The organism is Bacillus cereus group sp. BfR-BA-01382 (assembly GCF_022663475.1).
GTDB lineage: Bacteria > Bacillota > Bacilli > Bacillales > Bacillaceae_G > Bacillus_A > Bacillus_A thuringiensis_S.
In genome coordinates this window covers 1-24064 of sequence record NZ_JAKUFQ010000086.1, presented here as the reverse complement: position 1 = coordinate 24064, position 24064 = coordinate 1, and the positions used below count along the sequence as shown (strand labels likewise).

Sequence of the window (24064 nt, the reverse complement as noted above, 5' to 3'; positions counted from 1 at the left end):
AAGTCACCTTTTGTTACTTGTAATACTTGCTCTTTCATATCATTTATCCTCCCTTTTCATAAGTTATCTATATGTAATTTCTAAGAAATGTTTATTTCATAGTTTTTATGTTAACGTTACATTAAATTTGATAACGTAACGTTTGTAACATTAATGTAACATAACTATTGTTACGTTGCAATATAATAACGTGAAATTTATTACACTTTTTTTACGTTTTTTTATAATAATCCCCAAAAACCTTTATTTAATGCACTTTTCACTAAGCTCACGTTTGTAACATTCATGTAATATTACAGTCATAAAGTGAAATATAGTCATACTCCTCTCTATTTTTGTTACAAACAGTTTATTTAGTGACACTAAACCTATCTAATCTTTACTTACTTTTAATATGAGATAAAATACCGTCTTTCCAAGATAAGTTTATATGTTTCCTCTATATAACTATGTATAATAAAAACAAAGAGGTGGTCATTTTGAAATTAATCGCATTAGATATGGATGGTACACTACTATCATCTAATCTTGAAATCTCCAAAGAAAACCTACAAGCAATCCAAACTGCACAAGAAGCTGGTCATATTGTAATGATTTGTTCTGGTCGTGCGAAAGAGGATGCTTTAAAGCTATTGGAAGAATATAAATTATCTCTTCCAGTCGGAGCAAGCAATGGGGCCATTGTTTATGTGGATGGAAAAGTAATTAACTCGCGTTGTATACAAAACGACAAAGTGTACAAACTTGCAAAATTACTAGAATCTGAAAGTTTCCCATATAAGTTATATACAAATAAAGGAGTTTATTCTCCATATACATGGCAAGATCAAGTGATGCAAGCGTTCGAAGAAAATAAGCAGGCGCTCGATGTTACATTAGAGGAACTTGAACGAATTACAGAAAAGCAAAAGAAATCGAACTTAATTACTGATTTCAAAAAAATAGAAGATGTTGTAAATAACCAAGAACTAGAAATATCTAAATTCTTCATTTCAACATTTAATGCAGCGCATCGCGCACAGCTATTAAGCGTGTTACAAGAAGACGCTGATATTATGGTTACAGCATCAGCTCCTACTAACTTAGAAATTATGGATAAGAATGGACATAAAGGAAACGGGCTACAGCAGATGGCAGCTCATTTTAATATTCCTATTGAAGATACAGTTGCTATTGGTGATAATTTTAATGATGTACCAATGTTAGAAGTAGCAGGCTTATCTGTTGCAATGGGCAACGCTGAAGAAGATGTAAAAAAACTATGTGATGTTGTAACATTAACAAACAATGAACATGGTGTTGCTCACGCAATCGAGCAATTTGTATTGAAACAAACTTCATCTAGTAAATAAAAAAAGGACTCTTTCCATTTGAAAGAGTCCTTTTTTTATACATGATGACAAGAAACAAAATGATCATCACCAACATTACGAAATTCTGGTATTGTTTTTTTACAAACATCTGTTGCAAACGGGCAACGTGTATGAAAACGACAACCTGAAGGTGGATTTGCTGGACTTGGAATATCCCCTTCTAGTATAATTCGCTCTCGCTTCACTGTTGGATCTGGTATTGGAACGGCTGATAACAATGCTTTTGTATACGGATGTAGCGGATTGGTAAATAACTCATCACGCGGCGCCGTCTCCACAATCGTACCTAAATACATAATTCCGATTTTCGTACATAAATGTTCTACTACACTCAAATCATGTGAAATGAATAAATAAGATAATCCCTTTTTCTCCTGTAACTCACTAAATAAATTAATAATTTGTGCTTGGATAGATACATCTAGTGCCGCCACAGGTTCATCAGCTACAATGAATTCTGGATTTAATACCATAGCTCTTGCTATTACGATACGTTGACGTTGTCCACCAGAAAACTCATGGGGATACCTGTCAATATGATAAGGAGCTAAGCCACATAACTCCAATACTTCAATTACCTTTTCACGAACATTTTCTTTCGTCGCTAATCCGTGGGCCAACATCGGCTCTCCAAGTGCTTCTCCAATTCTCATTCTCGGATTTAATGAGCTAAATGGATCTTGGAAAACGAGCTGCATATTAGGGCGATGTTTTCTCAATTCATCCTTGGATAAAGAATGAACATCTTTCCCTTTAAACTTCACTTCCCCCTCTGTTTTTTGAACGAGACGTAAAATTGTTTTTCCTATCGTTGTTTTTCCGCTCCCTGATTCGCCAACGAGACCAAACACTTCGCCTTTATTAATAGTAAAACTTACTCCATCAACTGCTTTTACATGTCCGATCGTTCTACTAAATATGCCACCTTTAATTGGAAAATATGTCTTTAGGTTTTTTACCTCTAATAATGGTTCACTCATTGCTCCGCACGCTCCTCATATAACCAGCAAGCTACTTTATGATTTTCATCATTTACATTTAGATTTGGGACTTCTTTTTCACATATTTCCATACAATGCTCACAACGCCCGCTAAAGTAGCAAAACTCATCCAAACCAACTAAATTAGGAACTTGCCCTGGAATAGAATATAGTTTATCTATTCGTTTTCCCATCACTGGTTTTGATTTCAACAAGCCTTTCGTATACGGGTGTTTCGGATTTTGGAATATCTCTAGTACTGGGGCTTCTTCAATAACTTTCCCGCCATACATAACAACAACGTAATCAGCCATTTCTGCTACGACGCCTAAATCATGTGTAATTAGTAAAATGGATGTTTTAAACTCTTCTTTTACTTGTCTTAATAAGTCTAATATTTGAGCTTGGATCGTAACATCAAGAGCCGTTGTCGGTTCATCAGCAATTAATAACTTAGGATTACAACTAAGCGCAACAGCAATCATAATACGTTGTAACATACCACCACTCAGTTCATGTGGATAAGAATGGACGATTTCATCCGCACGAGCTATGCCAACTTTACGAATTAATTCAATAGCCTTCTTATATGCTTCATTTTTACTAAGCAGTTCATGCTCCCTTAACGTCTCTACAATTTGTTCCCCTACAGTGAAGACCGGATTCAGCGATGTCATCGGTTCTTGGAAAATCATCGCAATATCATTACCTCGTAAACTACGAAGCTCTTTCTCTTTCATTCCTAAAAGACTTTTTCCCTCATATAGAATATCTCCGCCTACTACACTACCTGATTCAGCAATAAGCCCCATAATAGATAAAGCTGTTACACTTTTCCCACAACCTGATTCACCTACAACACAAACAGTTTCACCTTCTCGAACAGCAAAACTAACATGATTTACAGCCTTTACTGTTCCTTCCTCCGTTTGAAAGTGTGTTTGTAAGTCTTTCAGCTCTACTACCGCTTTACTCATACCTTCTCACCTACCGTCTCATCTTTGGATCTAACGCATCACGAAGTGCATCACCAAGTAAATTAATGGATACAACTGTTATAAAGATTGCGAAACCAGGAGGAATCCATAACCACGGACGCTTTTGAAAATCAATTAATGAGTTAGCTGCGCTAATCATATTCCCCCATGATGGTGTAGGTGGGACGACGCCGAGACCTAAGTAGCTTAGCGCGGATTCTCCCAAAATAGAACCTGCAACACCTAATGTAGATACGACAATTAAAATGGGTAAAACATTAGGTATTAAGTGATATATAATTTTCCGGTAATCTTTTATTCCTAACACATCAGCAGCTTGCATAAATGCTTGCTCCCTAAGTGATAAAATTTGCCCTCTTACAAGGCGTGCAAGCCCTGGCCAACCTACTAAACTTAAAATAATCATAATGACATACAACCGATAATCAGACGGTACTTTCCACTCTGATAAAATCGCACCCATTATAATAAGTAACGGTAATCCTGGCATCGACATTAAAATATCTGCAAGCCGCATAATAATATTGTCCACAATACCACGATAAAAACCTGCAATCGCTCCTAATAAAGCTCCAAGTATAACTGATAAAACCATTGAAGCTAAACCAATGGTTAATGAAATACGTCCCGCTTGCATAAGCCTTGTTAAAATGTCTCTTCCTAATTGATCTGTACCAAGCCAATGAGAAAAACTAGGTGGTTTGTTAATGAGCGCAACTTGTATTTTTCCTGATGCATATGGAGAAAAGAACGGACCGATAAAACAAAATAAAAACATAAAAATTAATGCATAAAACCCTACAAGTGCCATCTTATTTTTCTTTATCTTTTTAAAAGCTTGTCGCCATGGTGATGATGCGTTTCTTCTCTTTTTTTCTTTTTTTTCTGTAATTACTGTAACAGTCTCCATTTCTTTCCCCACCTTACTTCAACCGAATTCGTGGATCAACAACTGCATATACGATATCTGCTAAAAAGTTTGAAACGATTGTTAAACAAGAAAGAAACATCGTAAATGCCATCAATACTGTATAGTCACGGAAATTTAATGCTTCTAATTGAATATTACCAATCCCTGGCCAGTTAAAAATTTGTTCAATAATAATTGCCCCAGAAAACAAGCCAGGTAATTCAAATGCTAATAACGTAATTGCCGGTAAAATTGCATTTTTTAATGCATGCTTATAAATAACCGTCTTCTCCTTCAAACCTTTCGCTCTTGCTGTTCGTATGTAATCTTGTCTTACAACCTCTAACATACTTGTTCTAAAATAACGAGTTAGCGAGCCGACCCCAAGAAGTGTCAAAATAAATACTGGTAAAATCATATGTTTTGCAACTTCTATCACGTAAGCAAATCCTGTTGAATTACTGCCAACATCAATCATTCCACCTATCGGTAATAACTTAAAGTCAACCGCAAACACCTTAATTAAAAACAAACCGATAAAGAATGAAGGGAATGACATTGCTGCAAAAACACCGATTGTTACAAGTTTATCGAACAAAGAATGTTGCTTCGTCGCCGAGAATACACCGATAATAAGTGCAATTAGCCAAATAAAAAACAATGCAATAATTGCTACACTAAAAGAATTCCAAATAAATTTATTTAATAATGACGTTACAGGCTCTTGATATTGAAGCGAGAAGCCAAAGTCCCCTTGCAATGCATTACCTAACCAATGAAAATAACGCTCAACAATCGGTTTGTTCAACCCATATAATTCCCTCAGTTCAGCTGCTCTTTCCGGTGTAATTTTCGGATTTGAATCAATATAATCCCCAGGAAGAAGTGCGAACAGGACGAAGATAATAATTGATGTACCAAGCAGTGTAGGAATCATTTGTAACAACCTACGAACAATATATGTTTTCACCCTTTTTCTCTCCAATCTTATGCTTAAAATAGAAGAACATTTTTTCAAAGCGGCACATTACTAACCGAATGAAAAAATGTCTTCTACTTATACATTCTTATCGTTATTTTTCAAATGATAATACTGGTAAGTTTGCACTAATACTGTTGTACTTTTCAGGATCAATTCCTTTTATATTCCCGTTATAACCAGTAATTGTTCTACGGTAGTTTAATAGAATTACTGGTGGATCATCACTTAATTCTTTATACAATTCTTTATAAATAGGTTTACGCTTTTCGATATCTACAGTTTCAATACCTTTTTGAATTAGCTCATCTACTTTTGCATTCTTATAACCAAGACTAGTTTCATTTGCAGTAGACAAATATTCACCAGCTGTTTCACTCGGGTCACTTGTAATCGGTGTCGAAACAGAAGCTAAATCATAATCCCCTTTGTTTACCTTAGAAAGCATCGTATTAAAGTCCATAAATTCAGGATTAAACTCTACACCTATTTCTTTATAATTCTCTTTCGCAATCGGAATTAATAAATCACTATCTTTAGCCGAACTTGGACCGAAATAAGAAAGTTTTAATTTTTGACCATCTTTTTCACGAATTCCATCCGAACCAACTTTCCACCCTGCTTCATCTAATAATTTTTTCGCTTTTTCTTTATCGTATTCGTATTTATTAACTCCTTCTTCCGTATAAGCCCAAGAAGTTGGATGAATTGGTACATTGGCTACTGTACCGTACCCTTTTAACGCTGTATCAACATATTTTTTGCGGTCTAATCCGTAAATAAGTGCTTGGCGAACCTTTTTATCCTTTAAGTAAGGCTTATTATTATTCATATAAATATAACTATATGACGGTGCTGTTTCGATTTGGATATTTGCGAATTCTAAAGCCTTAGCCTGTTCAAGAACCTCATCACCAGTACCTAAGCCAGTATGGTCAACTTCTCCTGTTTGGAACAACTGAAGCTTCGTATCACCAGAAGTAATTTTATAAATGAAGTTTTGAATTTTTGGTTTACCCGCATAATAATTTTCGTTTGCTACAAAACGAACTTCTTGACCTGGAATATACTTTTCAAATTTATATGGACCCGCAGCTAATGGCTTTCCATATAAATCTTTTAAGTAATCTAAGCTTGTATTTTGCTTATAATCTTTTCCATAATAAGCTTTTGATAGTACTGTACCTCCTAAAACAAATATAGCTTGTGAATTCACTTTTTCAGTTGTAATTTTAATTGTTTGTGGATCAACAACTTGAATACCTTCAATTGAAGTTGCTTTTCCTTCTTTATATTCTTTACCACCTTTAACCGCATATTGAGAGATATCTACTTCACCCTCATATGCCTTATCATGTAAAAGCGTCAATGTGAAAGCTACATCATCCGCCGTTAATGGCGATCCATCACTAAATTTCAAATCTTTACGTAAATGGAATGTATATGTTAACTGATCAGAAGAAACGTCCCACTTCTCAGCTAATTCTGGAATTGGTTTCCCTTGTTTATCGGTTGATACGAGAGATGCAAAAATAACTGAAGTTACGTTTCCATCCCAACCATTTTGTTGGAAGTATGGTAAAAATACGCCGCCTGGCTTACTAATACCAACTACTAACGTATCTTTTCTATTCTTCGCTTTGTCTGGCACTTTCGTTTTATCTGTCGCAGCGATCTTTTCAATTTTCACATTTTTTAAATCCTGCTGTTTAACCGGTTCTGTAGAAGCCGTATCCTCCTGTCCCCCACAAGCAGATAACACAAGCGAACTACTAAGTAATACTGAAAATACACCAGCCCATTTTTTTGTCTTTTTCTTCATTGTCCCCACCCTAACTGTTTAATAGTTATACCCTTTGAACTTATTAGCTTATGTATGCCTCCCACAGCACATTTATAGCCAATCGGAAAAGTCGGTTTTAATCAGAAAAAAAATAGATGTTTTTGAGGGGTAACAATCTTATTCCGACCTTTCCGGTAGACTTTATGGTTATTAGCTTATATCGTTCAGTATATTTTGTCAATTCTTTCTAAATAAATATTTTGAGAATTTTTCAAAAATTATCACTCTATCCTTATACTTTAAGAAAACTCAGCTATAATTCGTATTAAAAACTTAAAAATCTACTTCTATTTCTTCAGCATGAAACATAGAATACTAATAACCAATTACCAAAAAGGGGGCGAAAATATGGACAACCTATTCCAATACGTCCTGCACTACGTATTATTAACAATTATGATAGTCGGGGCGCTATTACTATTCCCGTTCTTCCCAAAGTTCGTCCTCTTTTTAGCTTTTTTTATCATGCTCGGGATCGCTATTATAATTTCAACGAGAGAAGATACCACGCAAAAAGAGAGCAGAGTTCAGCGCGTAAAGCTGTAACTTTGCTCTCTTTTCGTTTTCATTCACTAGTCTCTTTTACACATATTTATCCCACTATTTTCCGGTCAGTAAGACCCTCACCTCAAAATTCAGCGAAAGCAAAGAAGTTAGGTGGGGGGCGTGCTGCCCGTAAAAGCCCGATTCGTGAGGACTGATTAAAGTCTCACTTTATCTCTCGGGAAATAATTAGCCTTTGTTTTTGTAATTACTCCTATCGAAAAACCACTAATGACATTTATTTTTCACCTTATCATTTCATATGTTTCACAAGCTATGCAAATTGAGGAACACGAATTTATCTAAGTTACTGTTTCACGTGAAACACATCGCTTTATTTAACCTTTAAAGCCAAATATCATTATGAAAAAAGCCACTTCCTCCAGCAAAACTGAAAGGAAGTGGCTTTCTACTCATTACTCCACAATATTCTCTAATTCATTATATAACTCTGCTCGTAACAACTCTTTCTTCGTTTTTTCCTCATATAATTTTTCAAGTCTTTCAACATCAGCTACATGTTCCATTTCACATTCTATTGCATATACATCTTCTTCTACATGCATTAACTCGTTTTCAATCTCTTCAAGATTCCTAGCTTCTTTCTCTTTTACAGGAACCGTTTCAACACTTTTTTTTCCTTGGCGTTTCTGCTTTATTACTTGCTTCTCAAGCTTTTCTTCCCACTTTTGACGAGCCCATGCATAGTTTCCTGCAAACTCAAATAATTTACATTCATCAATCCAGTACGTCTTTTCAAATAACTTATTTAAAAAATATCGATCGTGTGAAACAGCTAAAATCGTCCCGTTATATTGCTCAAGGGCTTCCTCTAAAACTTCTCTTGATTCAATATCAAGATGGTTTGTCGGCTCATCTAAAATTAGAAAATTGATGTCTTGATACATAAGTTGCGCAAGTCTTAACCTCATTTTTTCTCCACCACTAAGTTGCGTTACTTTCTTAAATACTGCTGGACCATAAAATAAAAACTTAGCTAATATATGTCTTGCTTCTCCCTCTGTTACAGCCACATTCTCCCTGAATGCTTCCAATACATTACTCTTCATATTTTCATACGTATGCTGTGATAAATAACCGATTTTCACACTACTACCAACCCTAATTGCGCCAGCTTCTGGTTCCATTTCTTTTAATAGTAATTTTAGTAAAGTGGTCTTCCCTGTGCCGTTGCGACCAACGATAGCAGCACGCTCTTGAAAACGAACATGTAAATTCGCTTGTTCAAATAAAGGTCGGCCAGCAAAACCTTTGCTCACTTCTTTCATTACAACAACATCTTTACCGCTTCTCTCTTGCCCTTCAAACTGAAGACCCATCTGTTTTCGTTCTAAGATTGGCCTCTTTAATTTCTCTATACGTTCTAACGCACGTTCCATATTTCTCGCTCTTTTATGCAATCCTTCATTCGGAGGGTTCGCTTGATTTGCCCATTCACGTAGACGCTTAATTGCTTCTTTCATTTTCTTTATTTTCTTTTGCTGCTCTTGATAAGCTTGAAACTCTTGAAGTAATCTTTCTTCCTTCTCCTCAACGAACTGAGAATAATTCGTATGGTACACGTGAATCTCTCCATCTTCCAAATCAAAAATTTTCGTTACAACTTCATCAAGGAAATAACGATCATGTGAAATAACCATAACTGTTCCAGTGTATTCTTTTAAAAATTGCTCTAACCATTCAACTGCAAATAAATCTAAATGATTTGTTGGCTCATCTAATAGAAGTAAATCTGGTTTCTGCAATAGCATATATGCAAGGCTTACTTTCGTCTGTTCTCCTCCACTTAATTCCGTAAATACTCTTGAAAATAAGTCTGTCACTTGTAAGCCATTTGCTACCTTCATTATATTTGCTTCTATTTCATAACCACCAAGGAACGCAAACTTTTCTTGAATTACTCCGTATCTCTCCATTAGCTTTTGCAAAGAAGATTGTTCCTGCTCTTCTGCCATATTTTTTTCTAGAGCATGCATTTCTTTTTCTAATTCCTTTTCTACTTTAAAAGCGGAACTCAATACATCATATACAGTCATGGCCTCATCAAACTTCGGAATTTGTGCGACATGACCAATACGTGTACCTTTCTTCATATGGATAGCTCCTGCATCCAAACTCTCCATTCCCGTTAGAAGCCCAAAGATTGTTGTCTTCCCACTACCGTTACGACCAACTAACCCAACACGTTCACCATTCTTTATTTCAAGCGATATATTTTCAAATATGATGTTTCCACCAAAAGATTTCGTTACATTATTTACACTACAAATAGTCATTTTCCGTACTCCTTTCAATATAAAAAACCATGAGAAAGAAACATTCCCCATGGTTTTCGGCATAGAAAAAGGAAGCCAAATAGCTCCCTTTTCACACGTTTATTAAAAATGGGTGAAGAGATTCCTATCGTTCAATAGTCACTATGCAATTGTTAAAAAAGGGCATACGTATCCCGTTAACAACTACATCATGAAAAATCGCACGACAAAAATAGATAAAATCTAAAAATTTGGCACGTGCAGCTAAAGAACGTTTCATCTCATTCACCCCTTTCGTACGGAATTTAATACTTACTTCTTTATTATACTTCCCTATTTCATGTTTGAATAGTCATTTTTCTGAAAATAATGAAGATAGACTAAACATTTCAATGAGTGACATCAAATCTTACAAAACTGTTATGTTCACGTAATGGAAAGCGATAGTACGAAAAGATGCCTCCCTATACAATAAAGATGTAAACAAGAGAGACAAACAAAAGGAGGAAACAAACATGATAAAAGAAATCGTAAAAGCAATCTTTGAGGTATTAGTGAACGGACAAGCAGTTGTAAAAGAACTAAATGAACTATAAAAAGGAGTGAAGAAATATGATGAACATGGTAAAAATGATTTTACACGCTTTGGTCGATGCAAAAGCAGTTAGCCAAGAATTAAACCAACAATAAAAAGGGGTATATGAATATGAAGAAAGCCATTATTATAATTGCAAGCACAGCAATTACCTTATACACAATAAAAAATAGAAAAAAGAAAAATACTGAAAATGTTCTATATTATCCATACACACTATTAGAGAAAAAATAAAAGACAAGGTACCCTATCGTAATGAGGATATCTTGTCTTTTATTTTTCCCCATATTCCTTTAGAGGATTTCCTTCTCCTTTTCCCGAATGTATTAAGCGGGATTTTTACACATATTTTAAAGGGGCATATATATAAATGGATACACAACAACTATATTTTTTAAACGATATCGGTAAACAAAAACCAGAAAGTATTCGTAATAGAAGCGCTGCATGTCCATTTTGCGATACAGAACATTTAACGGATATTTTAGCAACTGATGGTTCTATTATTTGGTTAAAAAATAAATTTCCTACATTACAAGATACATTTCAAACAGTGTTAATTGAAACCGATAATTGCGAAGATCATATCGCAACATATACAGAAGAACATATGCGGAAATTAATGCAATTTTCTATTCAACATTGGTTACACTTACAGAAGAAAGAAGAGTTCGCATCTGTAATTTTATACAAAAATCACGGTCCATTTTCAGGTGGAAGTTTGCATCATGCACACATGCAAATTATCGGAATGAAATATGTAGATTATCTTGAAAATATTGAAGAAGAAAATTTCCAAGGGGTAATTGTTCAAAAAAATGAACGCATTGAGCTTAATATTTCAGAGCGTCCCATTATTGGCTTCACTGAATTCAATATAATCATTGATAATATTTCATATATAGATGACATGGCAAATTACATTCAGCAAACTGTACGTTACATACTGACAGATTTCCATAAAGGATGCAGTAGTTATAACTTATTCTTCTATTACTTAAATGGAAAAATCATTTGTAAAGTTGTTCCTAGGTTTGTCGTTTCACCGCTGTATGTAGGATATAAAATACCTCAAGTTTCCACAAAACTAGAATACGTAAAAATACAACTAGCGGAGTATTTCACAAAATGAAACGATTATCAAAAAAAAATAGAGTAGGTATCAAAACCTACTCTTTAATTACACCTTTATTTCGATAGTACACATCTTCTAATCCGATGTTATACTTCATGTTATTATCCGTCCACTCTGGCCCTAAATTCCCTGGCCATCCAGATGTATTCGCTATATATTTCAGTAATGCAAAATCAGTCAAACCTTTTTGCACCCCACGCTTATATCCTTTCATTAAATGCGGCATTGCAATTTGCGCATTTGTACGTGGATCTTTCAGCTCATCATCAGTTAAATGTTCTGGTGCAAGCCCGCCGCCGCGGTGTAGTTGAAACAATCCGAATGAAGTTCCATTATCTCCAACACTTCTTGGATTTAATCGACTTTCATGCTCAGCAATTGCAAGAGGTATCCATTCCGGAAGATTTACTTTCTTCGCTTCCTCTATAATGATTTGTTTCATCTGTTTTGCTTCTTCTGAATCAACATAGCTTGTTCCATTCACTAGCTTATCCATTCCTTCAGACTTTCCTTGGAAATATAAATATACTCCAAGAACAACTAAAAATCCTACAAAGAATTTCTTCACTACCTCTACCTCTTTCTCCGCTGAAATTTGTCCCCTTTCAGCCTTCCCTTTACAATTACCTACATTCTACTACTCTTTTATCATAGCAAATAACTATACGTATTATCATCATGCTTTAGACCGATTTTGTGAAAAAACAGCTGGTAAATACGTGCAAAAATGTAACTTTCATAGACTATAACGCATTTATTGTATATAATTGTAAATTGAATTCTAAATATAAACTAGGAGAATAATAATATGAAAAAATGGCTGTTACTCTTATTTAGTTTACTACTATTAATTCCTGTCCCTATTTCCGCACAAAAAACCGAACAACCAAAAACCCTTATTTTATACAGTTCAAACGATGATCAAATTACAAGTGATATCCAAATACTTAATACACAAGTAGGACATTTCACTAATAATATAACAATTAAAAACATAAAACAGTTAGCTGAAATAACTGATAAATCTTCGTATACACATGTTATTTACATGAGTGAAAAACAAGAAGAACTTTCTACTGAAGCAAAGAAATTTCTAGAAGGATTCCCAGGACCATTACTAGTTTTAGGTCAAAATATAGAACAGTTATCTAATCGTTTTTCATTTATCACACTTAAAAATGAAGATATAAACTCTGATACAATTGAATATCCAACACGTAAACTAAAGAATATATTAGAAGAAGAAAGAACAATTAAACAACTTGACACAAATGGAACAATTCTCGCCCATGCTTTAAGAGGAAATAATACTTATCCATTAATTGTACAGCAAAATAATTCTTATTATGTAGCAACTTCTAACCTCTTTGATTGGATATCTTATTATATTGGCGAAAGCCTATTTTCTTATTTTCAGCAAAAACCCGAAACAAATAAAAAATTAGCTTATTTACGTCTTGAGGATGTTCACCCAGCAGCAGATATAAATCAATTGAAAGAAATTGCTGAATTACTAAAAGAGAAGAAGATTCTTTACATGATCACTGTTATTCCTGTATATACAGATCCAGATACAGGTAAAACACTACATTTAAAAGATAAACCCGAACTAGTCGATCTTTTACGCTCTATGCAAGATGATGGCGCAGCGATTATTATGCATGGTTACACTCATCAATTTTATGATAGTGAAACTGGGGAAGGTTTTGAATTTTGGGACGTAAAGACGGATCAACCAATTCGCCAACCGAAACATGAAAAACCGAAGACAAAAGATGAATTTCCAAATATAGAGTCATATAACCAATATGTAAAAAAAGGGGAAGAGTTTGAGAAAAAATATACGACAGATCATATCGAAAAGGGGATTCAAGAACTTGTAGATGCTAAACTATATCCTGTCGCCTTTGAAGCACCTCATTACACAATGTCTCAAAAAGGGTATGAAATATTATCAAGATACTTTTCAACTTATGTAGGACAACTACAGTTAAGTGATACAACTTGGAAATCCATGCACTCTCCAGCATATAGAAGTACACCATCATTTCTACATGGAATGAAATTAATGCCTGAAACAGTCGGTTTTATTGAAGAAGATAAGCCACAAGCTATTGCTAAAATGAAAGAAAATGCTTTATCTGTTGCTAAATTATCCGATGGGATTATTGGAGCATTCTATCATCCTTACTTAGGTGTGAAACCATTAAAAGAAGTGTTAAAGGATCTAGAAAGTATTCCAAATATAGAATGGATTGATTTACAAAAGGAAAAGAATGAAGTAAAAATGAAAGATATTCATATTACTACGAATAAAGAAGGCATTCACGTTAAAAAACCAACAAGTGCAAATGACATAATTGATTATATAAAGCAATATGGCTTCTTCCTTATACTAGGATTCGTTATTATTGTCTTTCTTTTATTATTAAAACGCGCGAAAAAATTAGAATCCTAATACAAAACCACCGAGCGGAACGCTTGGTGGTTTTTTGTCCTATATCAAACCGTGGCATTTTATTAAATAAATTCAACTTTTACTTTTTCCGTTACATGATTAAAACTATAATTCTCCTATCCTTTCAAATAAAATCGACTTGTATTTTCATATATTGTTTCTGCGACCTTATCGATGGATATGTTTTTTATAGAACTAATTTCCTTTAATACCTCTCGAATCATTCTTGGATGCGTTATAACACCCTCTTGAAATTCCCACGGTCCATCTGTTTCTACCATCATATATTCAAGCGGATAATACGAAACGATTTTTCTAATCTTCTCCTTATGTAAAACATCCGGTGTAATCGAAATATAATAACCATTTCTCATCATCCGTTTCATTGTTTCATCGCTTCCTTTAAACCAATGGAAGTGTGCACGTGAAACTTTATATTTCTCTAGCAAATCACATACAATGTCAGCATCTTCATAAACTGCGTGTAATACAATCGGCAAATTATACTTACTAGCTAGTTCTATAAATTTTTTCAATACAGCTAGGTATGGATCTGCAGCAATCCTTTCATCTTCTTTTCTCAAATAATAGGGCAAACCTACTTCACCAATCGCAACAATTCCCTCTGCGTTCTGTTCAATAAGTTGATAAATCTGTTCACACTCCTCTTTATGAATCTGTTGCTCTGGATGAAACCCTATCGCTGGATATATAAAAGGATACTTCTTCGCTAAAGATAACGTTTCCTTACAAGAGTGATAATTTATAGATACTGCAATAAGCCCCTTTATTTCATTACTATTTTCCACCTCTTTTAGTAATCTGCTCTTCTCTTCATCCTTATATTGATCAACATGTATATGACTATCAATCCATTTCATCTTTATGCCCCCATAAAAAAAACAAGAAAGGACTTCCTTTCTTGTTTTAGCATCTATATTATTTAACAATTAAGTTTGTTATGATATCAAATAATCCAATACACACTACGGCAACAGTAAAGTAGCTACAGAAATCTTTAATTGGTAACTTCACTACTTCTTCTTTACGCATCCCATTTTTCTCCCTTCTTACTAGATCCCTAATTATTTTTCTATCTGTATCTATTATGCAAAAAATATGACAAATTTACTATCGAATTAACTTACGTAAACCTTACAATGTTGTAAGGTTTTAAAAAAGATCCCCATCTTTATTCAGATGAGGATTATTAAAAATTAGTTGGTTTTTCATTCTTCATTACAAACAGAAAGTAATACATTGAGACTTTCTAGTTATACTATATGAAAATTACTATCTTTTAACTATCGAATTACATTACAGAAGGCTTACATGTTTGTAAGTTATGTGTAATGTAATTCGATAGTTCCCCTTACTTATATTTCGTACAATAACGTTAGAAAGTAAGCCAAATAAGAAGAACACTCACATAACCAAATTACATTGCTAGTAGCTACTCTTCTTATACCTTTCACCTATGCTACTACAATGTACCCCCTTCCCCTTTATATAATAAAAAAGCCTTAGTCTATATGTACTAAGGCTTTTTTGTTAATCTCAAAAATACCCTTACCCAGTATTTTTATTTTCGACAAAAAATAGCTGGGGGTATATTTTACTATCTCATCGTTAAAAGTTTGCTCTTCGCATTTATAGGAATATTTGCAACCTCAATCTCTTCAATCGATTCACCGTAACGTCCTTTTGCAAAAACCTTTAATGCTTCATCTCTCTTTAACATATGCTTAACCGTTTTCTTTATTTTCTGCTCTCTACCACGTTCATCGAATGCAATAAATTCATATTCATACCACTCATCACCAATATGCTGACCAATTGTATTCACAACCGTATAGTATTCTTTCGTCTTATAAAATGGATTATATTTATCGATAACCGGTCCAAGTTTCGTAGGCAGTAACATTACTACTATTACTATCATCGCTATTATAGTAGTGATCATTTTTTTCTTCATAATAAACATTCCTCCTCTGCAGGATATATATACATCCATTTTAAAAAGGGGGAATAAAATCTACTATTGAATCTCATTACATTACACTTACATTTTTGTAAGAATTAAAAAAGGTGAACGAATTTACTCGTTCACCTTTTAGCTTGCTTTAAAGCCACCGCCAAGTACATCACGTACATCATGTATAACAACGAAAGCATCTTCATCTACCCGGCTAATAACTTGTTTTAACTTAACAAGCTCTTGTTTATTAATAACAACATATAAAACTTCTTTATTTTTACCAGTATATCCGCCGCGCCCTTCTAATACAGTAACACCGCGTGTCATATTTTTCGTAATAGCCTCACGAATTAAATCTGGTTGATTCGAAATAATCGTAACAGCCGTTTTTGTATCCATTCCTTCTACAATGAAATCAATCACCTTCGCTCCGATGAACACAGCTACAAGTGTATACATTGCCTTTTCTTGCCCTATTATAAATACAGAACCAGCAATTACAACAATATCAATAATTAGTACGCCTTTACCTACGCTCCAACCTAAATATTGATTTGCTAACTGAGCTAAGATTGCTGATCCTCCCGATGTACCTCCGGCTTTGAACATACAGCCTAATCCAATACCAACAAATAAGCCAGCAAATAAAGCTGCTAATAATGTATCACTATTTACATGATATTCAATATGTTCTGTAACGTATAAAAACAAAGATGTTTCTACAATCCCTAAAATTGTATAAATCATTGTTTTCTTATCAAAAAATTTATAACCAACAGCTAGTAAAATTGCATTTATAGCAAAGTTCACAATTCCTGGTGACCAATCAAATAAGTAGTACGTAACAACCGTTAAACCAATAATTCCACCTTCCGATAAACGGTTTGGAATTGCAAAGTAATTAATACCAATTGCGAATAATAATGAACCAATTGTAATTAGTGTTATTTCCTTTATACGTTGATTAACCATAGTTCATACCCTCCCCCCATTTGACATTGTATCACTATCTCCTAGAGGTTTAGAAGTGGTTTTTATTCCGCATTTTCCCTCTTAAAAATTGAAATATTATGTTTAAACAGAGGGGTGATTAATTATTCATATTTACTCTAACTGCACGGACAAATTGCTCCACATTCCCTTTCTGAATATACTTAGCGCGAATGGTTTCATGATTACAAGTAAATTCAAAATACGGATGAAAATCTATGCTATCTATATGCAAATATGAATACTCTTTAAATGTTGAAGAATAGTACGGAAATTTCCCGTAAAAAAGGAGACGCCTAGTAGTGGCAACAAAAACCCCATGTTGATACGATAATATAAAATTATCCTTCTCAAATATCCCTACCACAAAAGCCAGAATCTTTTCATCATCATCTACATACTTTTTCATACTCGATAAAAGTTCATTCATGCATATTCCTCCAAATTCTATTCATTGCATTAACACTTGAAAAGAATCCATGGATTATTACAAACCGGTTTAACTCCTTTATAAAGTATGAAACGCGTTTCCTGTCAAAGATATTTCAAAAAAAATAATCCGTTATGCGATTATACACATAACGGATTAAGATTAAACTGTAGAGCGTTCCACAAGTTCGTATGGAATTTCCAGCTTTTCTTGTTCAGAACTCTCGTCATTCACTTTTCTATGCAACATTTCAAAAGCAGTTTTCCCTATCTCCTTTAAATTTTGATCAATAGTTGTCAGTTGTAACACTTGTGAGATAGGTTGATTATCAAAGCCAATAATTGCTAAATCCTCAGGAACTTGAATGCCTAATTTTTCAACCTCTGTCATAACACCAATCGCAACCTCATCACCTGCTACTATTAATGCTTCAGGAAGATCCTGCATCTCTTTTAACTTATGAGCTACTTTCACACCATCTTCTAGTGTAAAACATTCTGTAAAAATCCATTCTTCATTAACATCTTCGTCTATAGATTGCAATTGCTGTTTATAAACATCAAAACGCTTTTGACTACTCGGCCCTAATTTTCTTCCCGTACAATAACCAATTTTTTTATAACCTTTCTCAATCAAATAATCCATTCCTAATTGAAAGGCCGCTGAATGATTCGTATATACACTTGAGATGTTTGAAATATCATTGTCTTCACAAGCAATTATTGCGCCGTAAGAAGCATACGGTTCTATCGTTTCCCAATCATTTGCACGTGAACAAATAATAAGACCATCCAATTGTTTTGTTTTTAACATATGTAAACTTTTCATTTCTTCTTTTTTATTATAATTCGTTTGGCAAAGTAGCACCCTGTAATTATGCGCTAACGCAGTCTCCATCATTCCGCTCACCATCGCATCAAAACACGGATGATTAATATACGGTAAAATCACACCAACAATATTCGTTTTTCCTTTTGATAAATGAACAGCATTTGCGTTTTGCGAGTAATTCAATTTCTCAACTATCTCTATAACCGCTTTTCTTTTTTCTTCACTTACATATGGGTGATCATTCAACACTCTCGAAACAGTCGTAACTGAAACTCCCGCCATCTTTGCAATATCTTTAATATTAGCCATACACTCACCTCTACCTTTAACTTAATGAATCTCATGAACATATGTCAAATCTTCTTATCATTACACCTTCATTCGTTTCTCTTACAAAAGTGTAATTTTTCTGTAAGCTAATTCGATAGTGACTTTCCGCAACATTTCATACAATTGAGTCAGAAACAGGGTAACAACTATTCGAAAAGGAGCGGATTAATGTGATGAACAAAATGAAAACAAACAATTTCTTAAATACAATGGGCATGGTATTTTCCGCTCTTATCGACGCAAAAGCTGTTGCTTCTACATTAAACAAGTAAGGAGAATGTATTATGAATAACATCACTTTTAACAAATTAGATTTTTTAGGACTAGCTAGTGGCTCGCTTCTTCTTACTGCTTTTATTTACGCCGCTACGCTTGTATAACTTTGTGTCCCCTTTCCCCTTTATTATAAATAGTAATAGAAAAGACGACCGTCTATGCCCGGTCGTCTTTTCTTATTTTTGATTTGATTGCAAAGCTTCTTTTAACTCCTCAAACTTCTCATTTAATTGATCTGTCATCATTTTCATAGCGGTTTTTCGATCTATTTGTTCTCCAGCCTCAATTTGAATTGGATCTCCAAAAATCAATTGTGCCTTTTTCCCCTTTATTAATTCTTTTACACTTGATGGACCAACATAAGCTGCTGGTACTAACGGAACATTAGAACGCATCGCAATTGTCACAGCACCCGCTTTTAATGAAACATCTTCCGCTGATCTCGTTCCACTCGGAAAAATCCCTACTACCTTTCCTTCTTTTAATAAACGTGATGGAATTTTAAGTGTACTTGGTCCTGGGTTCGCACGATCTACAGGGAATGCATTTACATTTTTAAAGAACCATTTTTTGAATTTCCCTTCAAATAATTCTTTTTTGGCCATGTAATGAATTTGAGTTGGATACATCCCTGTAGCTAACATTAATACATCCATAAAACTTGTATGTGTACATGCAACAACATACGGTCCACCTTCTGGTAGCTTTTCTCTCCCTTGTACTTCTACTTTTCCAGCTGTTTTAAATATATATTTCAACAAAAATGTAATTGGTTTATACATTTGTTTCGTTCCTTTCTAAACATCCGAAGTATAATCATATTCTTATAACAATTATAACACTAAGTTTTAGGAGTTGGTAATAAAATTAAGTATGAATTGTTAAATTTCAATTCTTACAAAAGTGTAATTTTCTTGTAAGCTAATTCGATAGTTACTTCTTACTATATTTCATACAATTAAGTCAGAAACAGGGCAACAATTATTCGAAAAGAAGTGGATTAATATGATGAACAAAATGAAAACGAACAATTTCTTAAATACAATGGGCATGGTATTATCAGCTCTTTTCGATGCAAAAGCTGTTTCTTCTACATTAAACAAGTAAGGAGAATGTATTATGAATAACAGTACTTTTAACAAATTAGATTTTTTAGGATTAGCTAGCGGCTCTCTTCTTCTTACTGCTTTCATTTACGCTGCTACGCTTGTATAATTTTGTGTCCCCTTTCCCCTTTATATAGAAAAAGACGACCGTCTATGCCCGGTCGTCTTTTTAATTTTTTCTTTCTTTCAACTCTTTTAAAAGCTGTATCAGCTCAGCTTGTTGTTTTATCTTTTTACGACCATTTCGATTAATTGCTGCAAGCTCACAGGCAACTCCGATGGCGAAGAAAAACAATAAACTTTCTAACATGTGAAATCCTCCATTTGCCTATTAAACAGCTTGACGTAATTGTTCTTCTTGTAAAACTCTCTTATTTATATTTTCTTCTTTTCTCTGGCAAACGTTATTGCGAATAAGTGCTGCAATAACAAGTACAGTCCCTATAATATCAAACATTGTGATCTGATACCCTTGCATCATCATAATAACTAAAGTCGTAATTGGTACAAAATTAATAAATAAAATCCCATTAATGGATGATAAAATTTTCACACCGTAGTTCCAAGCAAGTAGCGCTACAATACCTGGCAATGTCATCATAAATAACAAATCATACTTCACAATAGAAATCGTTCCCATACTAGGAACTGAAACATATCCAAGCGACGTAATAATTACCGTTATAATTCCTGTAACAGTCGTACCGAATACACACGTCAACGTAGAATAACGTAATGTTGACCAATCACTACACGTTTGACCACCCATCGTATAAATAACCCAGCCTACAACACCAATAAATATAAATGCTAATGGGAACATATTATCTTTCAATGTTACAAAGAAACTTATGTCACCTTTTGTAATAACAAACACAGCTCCTACAAAAGCAATAACCATACTCGTTATCATATACTTCTTCGGTTTTATATGCTTATATCCCCATAAAATACAAATAGAAATCATCGGCATAAGTGATTCCATAATGGAAGCTACCATTACACCCGACTTACCCATTAACATTTGCCCTAAAAATATGAGGACATTATATACTGTAAATGCCATCGTTCCAAAAAAGACGAGTAACTTTCCTCTTCCCTCTAAACGAAATGCCCGTTTTCCTTCTTTCATTAACAACAATACAATCAGCATTATCGCCACTGCTCCATAACGAATAAGCGAAAAATAAAATGGATCTATGTATTCTAGCGCATGATCAGCAACCGGAAACATCGCTCCCCATGACATACTCGCAATTAAACACGCTAAAGCCCCTATTATCATTTGACCTCTTCTCACCGCAATCCCCCGTTTCTTTCTATTTGCACAAAGAGAATTGTAAAAGAAAAAATATATCACGTAAAATGATTCAAAATGATGTTAACTATCATTTATAATGATAGTTAACATCAAGGGGGATTACAAAATGGAATTAAGAGACTTACAAATCTTTAAAAGCGTTGCCGACCAGGGTAGTGTAAGTAACGCAGCAAAGGAATTAAATTATGTACAATCAAATGTAACTGCACGTATTAAACAACTAGAAAACGAATTAAAAACCCCGCTCTTTTACCGCCATAAACGAGGGATGACTTTAACAGCTGAAGGAAGAAAAATGCTCGTTTATGTTAATAAAATTTTGCAAGATGTCGACGAACTAAAACAAGTATTTTTAGATAGTGAAACACCCTCCGGTATATTAAAAATCGGTACAGTAGAAACAGTAAGTACATTACCTACCATTTTATCTTCTTACTATAAAAGCTATCCGAATGTCGATTTATCATTACAAGCGGGTCTAACAGAAGAATTAATTAGAGAAGTACTTGATCATCAATTAGATGGCGCCTTTATATCAGGTCCTATTAAACATCCACTCATCGAACAATACGATGTTAGTACAGAGAAATTAATGCTTGTAACACAAAATAAAGCTTTTCATATAGAAGAATTTACAACAACGCCTCTACTCGTTTTTAACCAAGGATGTGGATACCGTTCCAAATTAGAACGATGGCTGAAAGACGAAGGTTTGCTACCAAAAAGAATTATGGAATTCAATATATTAGAGACAATATTAAACAGCGTTGCACTTGGCCTCGGAATTACACTCGTACCACAGTCTGCTGTCCATCATCTTTCTAAAGCAGGTAAGGTACATTGTCATGCAATCCCTGAAAAATACGGCAGTATTTCAACGGTTTTCATACGCCGCAAAGATAGCTATATGACGAATTCAATGCGTAGTTTTTTAAAAACAATTGAAGAACATCATCATATTAATATGCTGTGAAAGACATTCTTACATGAATGTCTTTTTTTCTTACAAAAGTGTAAGTCTTTCGTAAGCTAATTCGATAGTTGCAAGTGGACATATTTCCTATAATTAAGACATAAGCAGGGCAACAACAATTCGAAAAGGAGCGGATACGCATGATGAACAATATGAAATCAAATAAATTTTTACATACAATGGGCATGGTGCTATCCGCACTTATCGATGCAAAAGCTGTTGCAACTACATTAAACAAATAAGGAGAGATTATAATGAACAACATTACTTTCAAAAAATCAGACTTTACCCCGCATTAACGGGCAGTAAGACTCCCACTTCAAAATTCAGCGAAATCAAAGAAGTTAGGTTTAGGTTCAACTGCCCGTAAAAGCCCGATTGGTTCAACTAATAATCAGCGAGGGATACCCCGCCCTCACTGATTAAAGTTTCATTTTATCGGACTTGCAAGTGGAGCTACTCTTCTTACAGCTTTCATTTACACACTTGCTCAAGGTCTTGTTTAACACTTTGTATCCCCAACCCCCTTTATATAGAAAAAGCTGCTCGTCTTATAGACAAGCAGCTTTTTAGTTTGTTTCATATATAATTTGACCTATTTTCGTAATATCATATCCGCCAATCGCATTTAATTCATTATGAAATTCTTCCGATTGCAGAATGTCTTTCACGACTTCAATCAGCTCTTCATTTTCTTTATTCTTCAAAATTACTAAATCATACTGTTCTTTCATGATTGGAATAAAGTCCACATTTACAATTTGCGAAAACTTTTCTGAACCTACTCCTACATCAGCTTTTCCATTTGCAACTTGCGTGGCAACACCAAGATGATTCGATTCTTCCCATTCATATCCACTAATATCGGCTTTATTTAATTTTTGGATTCGTAATTGTTCATCCACTAACACTCTAATACCAGAACCCTTTTCTCGATTTACAAACTTTATAGTGGATCCGGATATGTCAGCCCATGTCTTTATTTTCTTCGGATTTCCTTTTTGGACATAAAACCCTACATTTCTGGACAATAAATTAATCATAATACATGGTTGACCTACTAAAATGCGTTTTACGTAAGGAACATTATATGTACCCGTTTCACCATCAAACAAATGCAAACTAACGATACTTCCTTCTCCTTGATACATTTTCACTAAACTTGTTAAGCTACCTTGATACGCTCTTAAAACATTAGAACTTGGCAAACGATTTTCTATACGTTTAGCTAACATATCTAACGTTAGTTCTTGACCACTAATAATACACGTGTTCAAGATACTACTACCATCGTTTTTCACAGGAGTAACTTGTACCTTTCCTGTTTTCATTTGTTTTATATATTGATCTAAATCCACTGCATCAATGCGCATCTGTCTACCAACTCTATAAGAAGGAAGTTCTCCTTTTTTAATTAAGTCGTATACAGTTAATTTTGATACCTTTAATCGCTTTGCTACTTCTTCCGTTGTGTAGGAATGATGATCCATAGACGATTCCTCACTTTCTCCTTTCATTGTAACAAAGAAAAGAATATTTCTCCTATTTTTTAAAAATAGATATGTGTTCAAATTATATTCAATTATAACTAGTTATATTTAGTTATAATTAGTTATAATTAGTTATAATTAGTTATAATTAGTTATAATTAGTTATATCAAAACGAAAGGGGATTTTTTTATGAATAAATTTACATTACGTTCTATTGGGGCACTTATACTTTCTTTCCTTCTTATATT

At 34.0% G+C, this 24064-nt stretch carries 25 protein-coding genes and 1 pseudogene; 9 read left to right on the top strand and 17 right to left on the bottom strand.

All coding sequences use genetic code 11. The features are described from left to right. The first annotated feature begins 479 nt into the window (after window positions 1-479). The gene (locus MR160_RS25540; RefSeq protein ID WP_000766426.1) at window positions 480-1352 is read left to right on the top strand and encodes a Cof-type HAD-IIB family hydrolase; all 873 of its coding nucleotides are present in this window, start codon (window positions 480-482) and stop codon (window positions 1350-1352) included. A 35-nt stretch (window positions 1353-1387) separates the two neighbouring features. On the opposite strand, the gene MR160_RS25535 is transcribed toward MR160_RS25540, so the two are convergent. The 5 genes from MR160_RS25535 to MR160_RS25515 all read right to left on the bottom strand — a co-directional run bounded on the left by MR160_RS25535 (window position 1388) and on the right by MR160_RS25515 (window position 7062). Further along, a complete protein-coding gene (locus MR160_RS25535) occupies window positions 1388-2353 on the bottom strand; it encodes an ABC transporter ATP-binding protein (protein ID WP_001294500.1) in 966 nt (321 codons plus the stop codon). Further along, the gene (locus MR160_RS25530) at window positions 2350-3330 is read right to left on the bottom strand and encodes an ABC transporter ATP-binding protein (RefSeq protein ID WP_000030776.1); all 981 of its coding nucleotides are present in this window, start codon (window positions 3328-3330) and stop codon (window positions 2350-2352) included. The genes MR160_RS25535 and MR160_RS25530 overlap by 4 nt, the downstream gene beginning before the upstream one ends. A 10-nt stretch (window positions 3331-3340) precedes the next feature. Beyond that, a complete protein-coding gene (gene opp4C / locus MR160_RS25525; RefSeq protein WP_000451075.1) occupies window positions 3341-4261 on the bottom strand; it encodes an oligopeptide ABC transporter permease in 921 nt (306 codons plus the stop codon). 13 nt (window positions 4262-4274) lie between these two features. Next, window positions 4275-5231 carry an ABC transporter permease gene (locus MR160_RS25520; protein WP_000860748.1) on the bottom strand — a complete coding sequence of 319 codons (957 nt, stop codon included), beginning with the start codon at window positions 5229-5231 and terminating at the stop codon, window positions 4275-4277. Window positions 5232-5334: 103 nt separating this feature from the next. After that, entirely contained in the window at window positions 5335-7062 is a 1728-nt protein-coding gene (locus tag MR160_RS25515; RefSeq protein WP_000730687.1) for an ABC transporter substrate-binding protein, read from the bottom strand. Window positions 7063-7431: 369 nt separating this feature from the next. On the opposite strand from MR160_RS25515, the gene MR160_RS25510 reads away from it, so the two are divergent. Then, on the top strand, window positions 7432-7629 hold the full coding sequence (locus tag MR160_RS25510; protein WP_000369259.1) for a hypothetical protein: 198 nt from the start codon (window positions 7432-7434) through the stop codon (window positions 7627-7629). A gap of 413 nt (window positions 7630-8042) precedes the next feature. On the opposite strand, the gene abc-f is transcribed toward MR160_RS25510, so the two are convergent. Both abc-f and MR160_RS35165 read right to left on the bottom strand, forming a co-directional pair. After that, window positions 8043-9923 carry a ribosomal protection-like ABC-F family protein gene (abc-f, locus tag MR160_RS25505; protein ID WP_000150887.1) on the bottom strand — a complete coding sequence of 627 codons (1881 nt, stop codon included), beginning with the start codon at window positions 9921-9923 and terminating at the stop codon, window positions 8043-8045. A gap of 124 nt (window positions 9924-10047) precedes the next feature. Continuing rightward, window positions 10048-10182, bottom strand: coding sequence for an RAxF-45 family protein (locus MR160_RS35165; RefSeq protein ID WP_000830643.1), 135 nt, complete (start codon window positions 10180-10182; stop codon window positions 10048-10050). A 420-nt stretch (window positions 10183-10602) separates the two neighbouring features. Between MR160_RS35165 and MR160_RS25495 the strand changes: the two genes are divergently transcribed. Both MR160_RS25495 and MR160_RS25490 read left to right on the top strand, forming a co-directional pair. Next, the gene (locus tag MR160_RS25495; protein WP_002083998.1) at window positions 10603-10731 is read left to right on the top strand and encodes a hypothetical protein; all 129 of its coding nucleotides are present in this window, start codon (window positions 10603-10605) and stop codon (window positions 10729-10731) included. A gap of 136 nt (window positions 10732-10867) precedes the next feature. Next, a complete protein-coding gene (locus MR160_RS25490) occupies window positions 10868-11629 on the top strand; it encodes a DUF4931 domain-containing protein (RefSeq protein WP_002162952.1) in 762 nt (253 codons plus the stop codon). Window positions 11630-11666: 37 nt separating this feature from the next. Here the strand turns inward: MR160_RS25490 and MR160_RS25485 are convergent, their stop codons facing one another. After that, a complete protein-coding gene (locus MR160_RS25485) occupies window positions 11667-12200 on the bottom strand; it encodes a transglycosylase SLT domain-containing protein (RefSeq protein WP_000713249.1) in 534 nt (177 codons plus the stop codon). A gap of 240 nt (window positions 12201-12440) precedes the next feature. On the opposite strand from MR160_RS25485, the gene MR160_RS25480 reads away from it, so the two are divergent. Further along, a complete protein-coding gene (locus tag MR160_RS25480; RefSeq protein ID WP_086403024.1) occupies window positions 12441-14090 on the top strand; it encodes a DUF2334 domain-containing protein in 1650 nt (549 codons plus the stop codon). 116 nt (window positions 14091-14206) lie between these two features. Here MR160_RS25480 and MR160_RS25475 read toward each other — a convergent pair whose 3' ends face one another. From MR160_RS25475 to MR160_RS25455, 5 genes are all read right to left on the bottom strand, one after another. Then, a complete protein-coding gene (locus MR160_RS25475; protein WP_242298342.1) occupies window positions 14207-14971 on the bottom strand; it encodes a TatD family hydrolase in 765 nt (254 codons plus the stop codon). A gap of 737 nt (window positions 14972-15708) precedes the next feature. Further along, window positions 15709-16065 (bottom strand): YxeA family protein, encoded by a 357-nt coding sequence (locus tag MR160_RS25470; RefSeq protein ID WP_000728422.1) that lies wholly within the window; start codon window positions 16063-16065, stop codon window positions 15709-15711. A gap of 138 nt (window positions 16066-16203) precedes the next feature. Continuing rightward, window positions 16204-17040 carry a YitT family protein gene (locus MR160_RS25465; RefSeq protein WP_000248045.1) on the bottom strand — a complete coding sequence of 279 codons (837 nt, stop codon included), beginning with the start codon at window positions 17038-17040 and terminating at the stop codon, window positions 16204-16206. A 118-nt stretch (window positions 17041-17158) separates the two neighbouring features. Next, a complete protein-coding gene (locus MR160_RS25460; protein ID WP_001004243.1) occupies window positions 17159-17488 on the bottom strand; it encodes a PH domain-containing protein in 330 nt (109 codons plus the stop codon). A 162-nt stretch (window positions 17489-17650) separates the two neighbouring features. After that, a complete protein-coding gene (locus MR160_RS25455; RefSeq protein ID WP_001273902.1) occupies window positions 17651-18628 on the bottom strand; it encodes a LacI family DNA-binding transcriptional regulator in 978 nt (325 codons plus the stop codon). A gap of 305 nt (window positions 18629-18933) precedes the next feature. Between MR160_RS25455 and MR160_RS25450 the strand changes: the two genes are divergently transcribed. After that, window positions 18934-19029, top strand: coding sequence for a DUF3948 family protein (locus MR160_RS25450; protein WP_001060007.1), 96 nt, complete (start codon window positions 18934-18936; stop codon window positions 19027-19029). Between the two features lie 72 nt (window positions 19030-19101). Here the strand turns inward: MR160_RS25450 and MR160_RS25445 are convergent, their stop codons facing one another. Next, on the bottom strand, window positions 19102-19707 hold the full coding sequence (locus tag MR160_RS25445) for a lysophospholipid acyltransferase family protein (RefSeq protein ID WP_000277776.1): 606 nt from the start codon (window positions 19705-19707) through the stop codon (window positions 19102-19104). Between the two features lie 337 nt (window positions 19708-20044). On the opposite strand from MR160_RS25445, the gene MR160_RS25440 reads away from it, so the two are divergent. Then, window positions 20045-20140: a DUF3948 family protein gene (locus MR160_RS25440; protein WP_001066117.1), complete on the top strand. Its 96-nt coding sequence runs from the start codon at window positions 20045-20047 to the stop codon at window positions 20138-20140. Window positions 20141-20200: 60 nt separating this feature from the next. On the opposite strand, the gene MR160_RS25435 is transcribed toward MR160_RS25440, so the two are convergent. Together MR160_RS25435 and MR160_RS25430 are read right to left on the bottom strand one after the other, a co-directional pair. Continuing rightward, window positions 20201-20341, bottom strand: a complete 141-nt coding sequence (locus MR160_RS25435) for a YrzO family protein (protein ID WP_000894061.1) — start codon at window positions 20339-20341, stop codon at window positions 20201-20203. 21 nt (window positions 20342-20362) lie between these two features. Beyond that, window positions 20363-21331 carry a DMT family transporter gene (locus MR160_RS25430; protein ID WP_242298340.1) on the bottom strand — a complete coding sequence of 323 codons (969 nt, stop codon included), beginning with the start codon at window positions 21329-21331 and terminating at the stop codon, window positions 20363-20365. A 127-nt stretch (window positions 21332-21458) separates the two neighbouring features. On the opposite strand from MR160_RS25430, the gene MR160_RS25425 reads away from it, so the two are divergent. Both MR160_RS25425 and MR160_RS25420 read left to right on the top strand, forming a co-directional pair. After that, entirely contained in the window at window positions 21459-22325 is an 867-nt protein-coding gene (locus tag MR160_RS25425; protein ID WP_000423024.1) for a LysR family transcriptional regulator, read from the top strand. Window positions 22326-22750: 425 nt separating this feature from the next. Beyond that, window positions 22751-22831, top strand: a pseudogene (locus MR160_RS25420) (DUF3948 family protein); the annotation flags it as partial. A gap of 63 nt (window positions 22832-22894) precedes the next feature. Here MR160_RS25420 and MR160_RS25415 read toward each other — a convergent pair. After that, window positions 22895-23815 carry a substrate-binding domain-containing protein gene (locus tag MR160_RS25415; RefSeq protein WP_014894850.1) on the bottom strand — a complete coding sequence of 307 codons (921 nt, stop codon included), beginning with the start codon at window positions 23813-23815 and terminating at the stop codon, window positions 22895-22897. Between the last annotated feature and the right edge of the window lie 249 nt (window positions 23816-24064).

Excerpts from the sequence above, each read along its gene's own strand:
- MR160_RS25515 (WP_000730687.1), bottom strand. The coding sequence starts at position 7,062 with ATGAAGAAAAAGACAAAAAAATGGGCTGGTGTATTTTCAGTATTACTT.
- MR160_RS25445 (WP_000277776.1), bottom strand. The coding sequence starts at position 19,707 with ATGTATAAACCAATTACATTTTTGTTGAAATATATATTTAAAACAGCT.
- MR160_RS25470 (WP_000728422.1), bottom strand. The coding sequence starts at position 16,065 with ATGAAGAAAAAAATGATCACTACTATAATAGCGATGATAGTAATAGTA.
- MR160_RS25535 (WP_001294500.1), bottom strand. The coding sequence starts at position 2,353 with ATGAGTGAACCATTATTAGAGGTAAAAAACCTAAAGACATATTTTCCA.
- MR160_RS35165 (WP_000830643.1), bottom strand. The coding sequence starts at position 10,182 with ATGAAACGTTCTTTAGCTGCACGTGCCAAATTTTTAGATTTTATCTAT.
- MR160_RS25450 (WP_001060007.1), top strand. The coding sequence starts at position 18,934 with ATGAATAACATCACTTTTAACAAATTAGATTTTTTAGGACTAGCTAGT.
- MR160_RS25440 (WP_001066117.1), top strand. The coding sequence starts at position 20,045 with ATGAATAACAGTACTTTTAACAAATTAGATTTTTTAGGATTAGCTAGC.
- MR160_RS25530 (WP_000030776.1), bottom strand. The coding sequence starts at position 3,330 with ATGAGTAAAGCGGTAGTAGAGCTGAAAGACTTACAAACACACTTTCAA.
- MR160_RS25415 (WP_014894850.1), bottom strand. The coding sequence starts at position 23,815 with ATGGATCATCATTCCTACACAACGGAAGAAGTAGCAAAGCGATTAAAG.
- MR160_RS25425 (WP_000423024.1), top strand. The coding sequence starts at position 21,459 with ATGGAATTAAGAGACTTACAAATCTTTAAAAGCGTTGCCGACCAGGGT.
- MR160_RS25510 (WP_000369259.1), top strand. The coding sequence starts at position 7,432 with ATGGACAACCTATTCCAATACGTCCTGCACTACGTATTATTAACAATT.
- opp4C (WP_000451075.1), bottom strand. The coding sequence starts at position 4,261 with ATGGAGACTGTTACAGTAATTACAGAAAAAAAAGAAAAAAAGAGAAGA.
- abc-f (WP_000150887.1), bottom strand. The coding sequence starts at position 9,923 with ATGACTATTTGTAGTGTAAATAATGTAACGAAATCTTTTGGTGGAAAC.
- MR160_RS25435 (WP_000894061.1), bottom strand. The coding sequence starts at position 20,341 with ATGTTAGAAAGTTTATTGTTTTTCTTCGCCATCGGAGTTGCCTGTGAG.
- MR160_RS25460 (WP_001004243.1), bottom strand. The coding sequence starts at position 17,488 with ATGAATGAACTTTTATCGAGTATGAAAAAGTATGTAGATGATGATGAA.
- MR160_RS25495 (WP_002083998.1), top strand. The coding sequence starts at position 10,603 with ATGAATATGAAGAAAGCCATTATTATAATTGCAAGCACAGCAATTACC.
- MR160_RS25455 (WP_001273902.1), bottom strand. The coding sequence starts at position 18,628 with ATGGCTAATATTAAAGATATTGCAAAGATGGCGGGAGTTTCAGTTACG.
- MR160_RS25490 (WP_002162952.1), top strand. The coding sequence starts at position 10,868 with ATGGATACACAACAACTATATTTTTTAAACGATATCGGTAAACAAAAA.
- MR160_RS25465 (WP_000248045.1), bottom strand. The coding sequence starts at position 17,040 with ATGGTTAATCAACGTATAAAGGAAATAACACTAATTACAATTGGTTCA.
- MR160_RS25475 (WP_242298342.1), bottom strand. The coding sequence starts at position 14,971 with ATGAAATGGATTGATAGTCATATACATGTTGATCAATATAAGGATGAA.
- MR160_RS25480 (WP_086403024.1), top strand. The coding sequence starts at position 12,441 with ATGAAAAAATGGCTGTTACTCTTATTTAGTTTACTACTATTAATTCCT.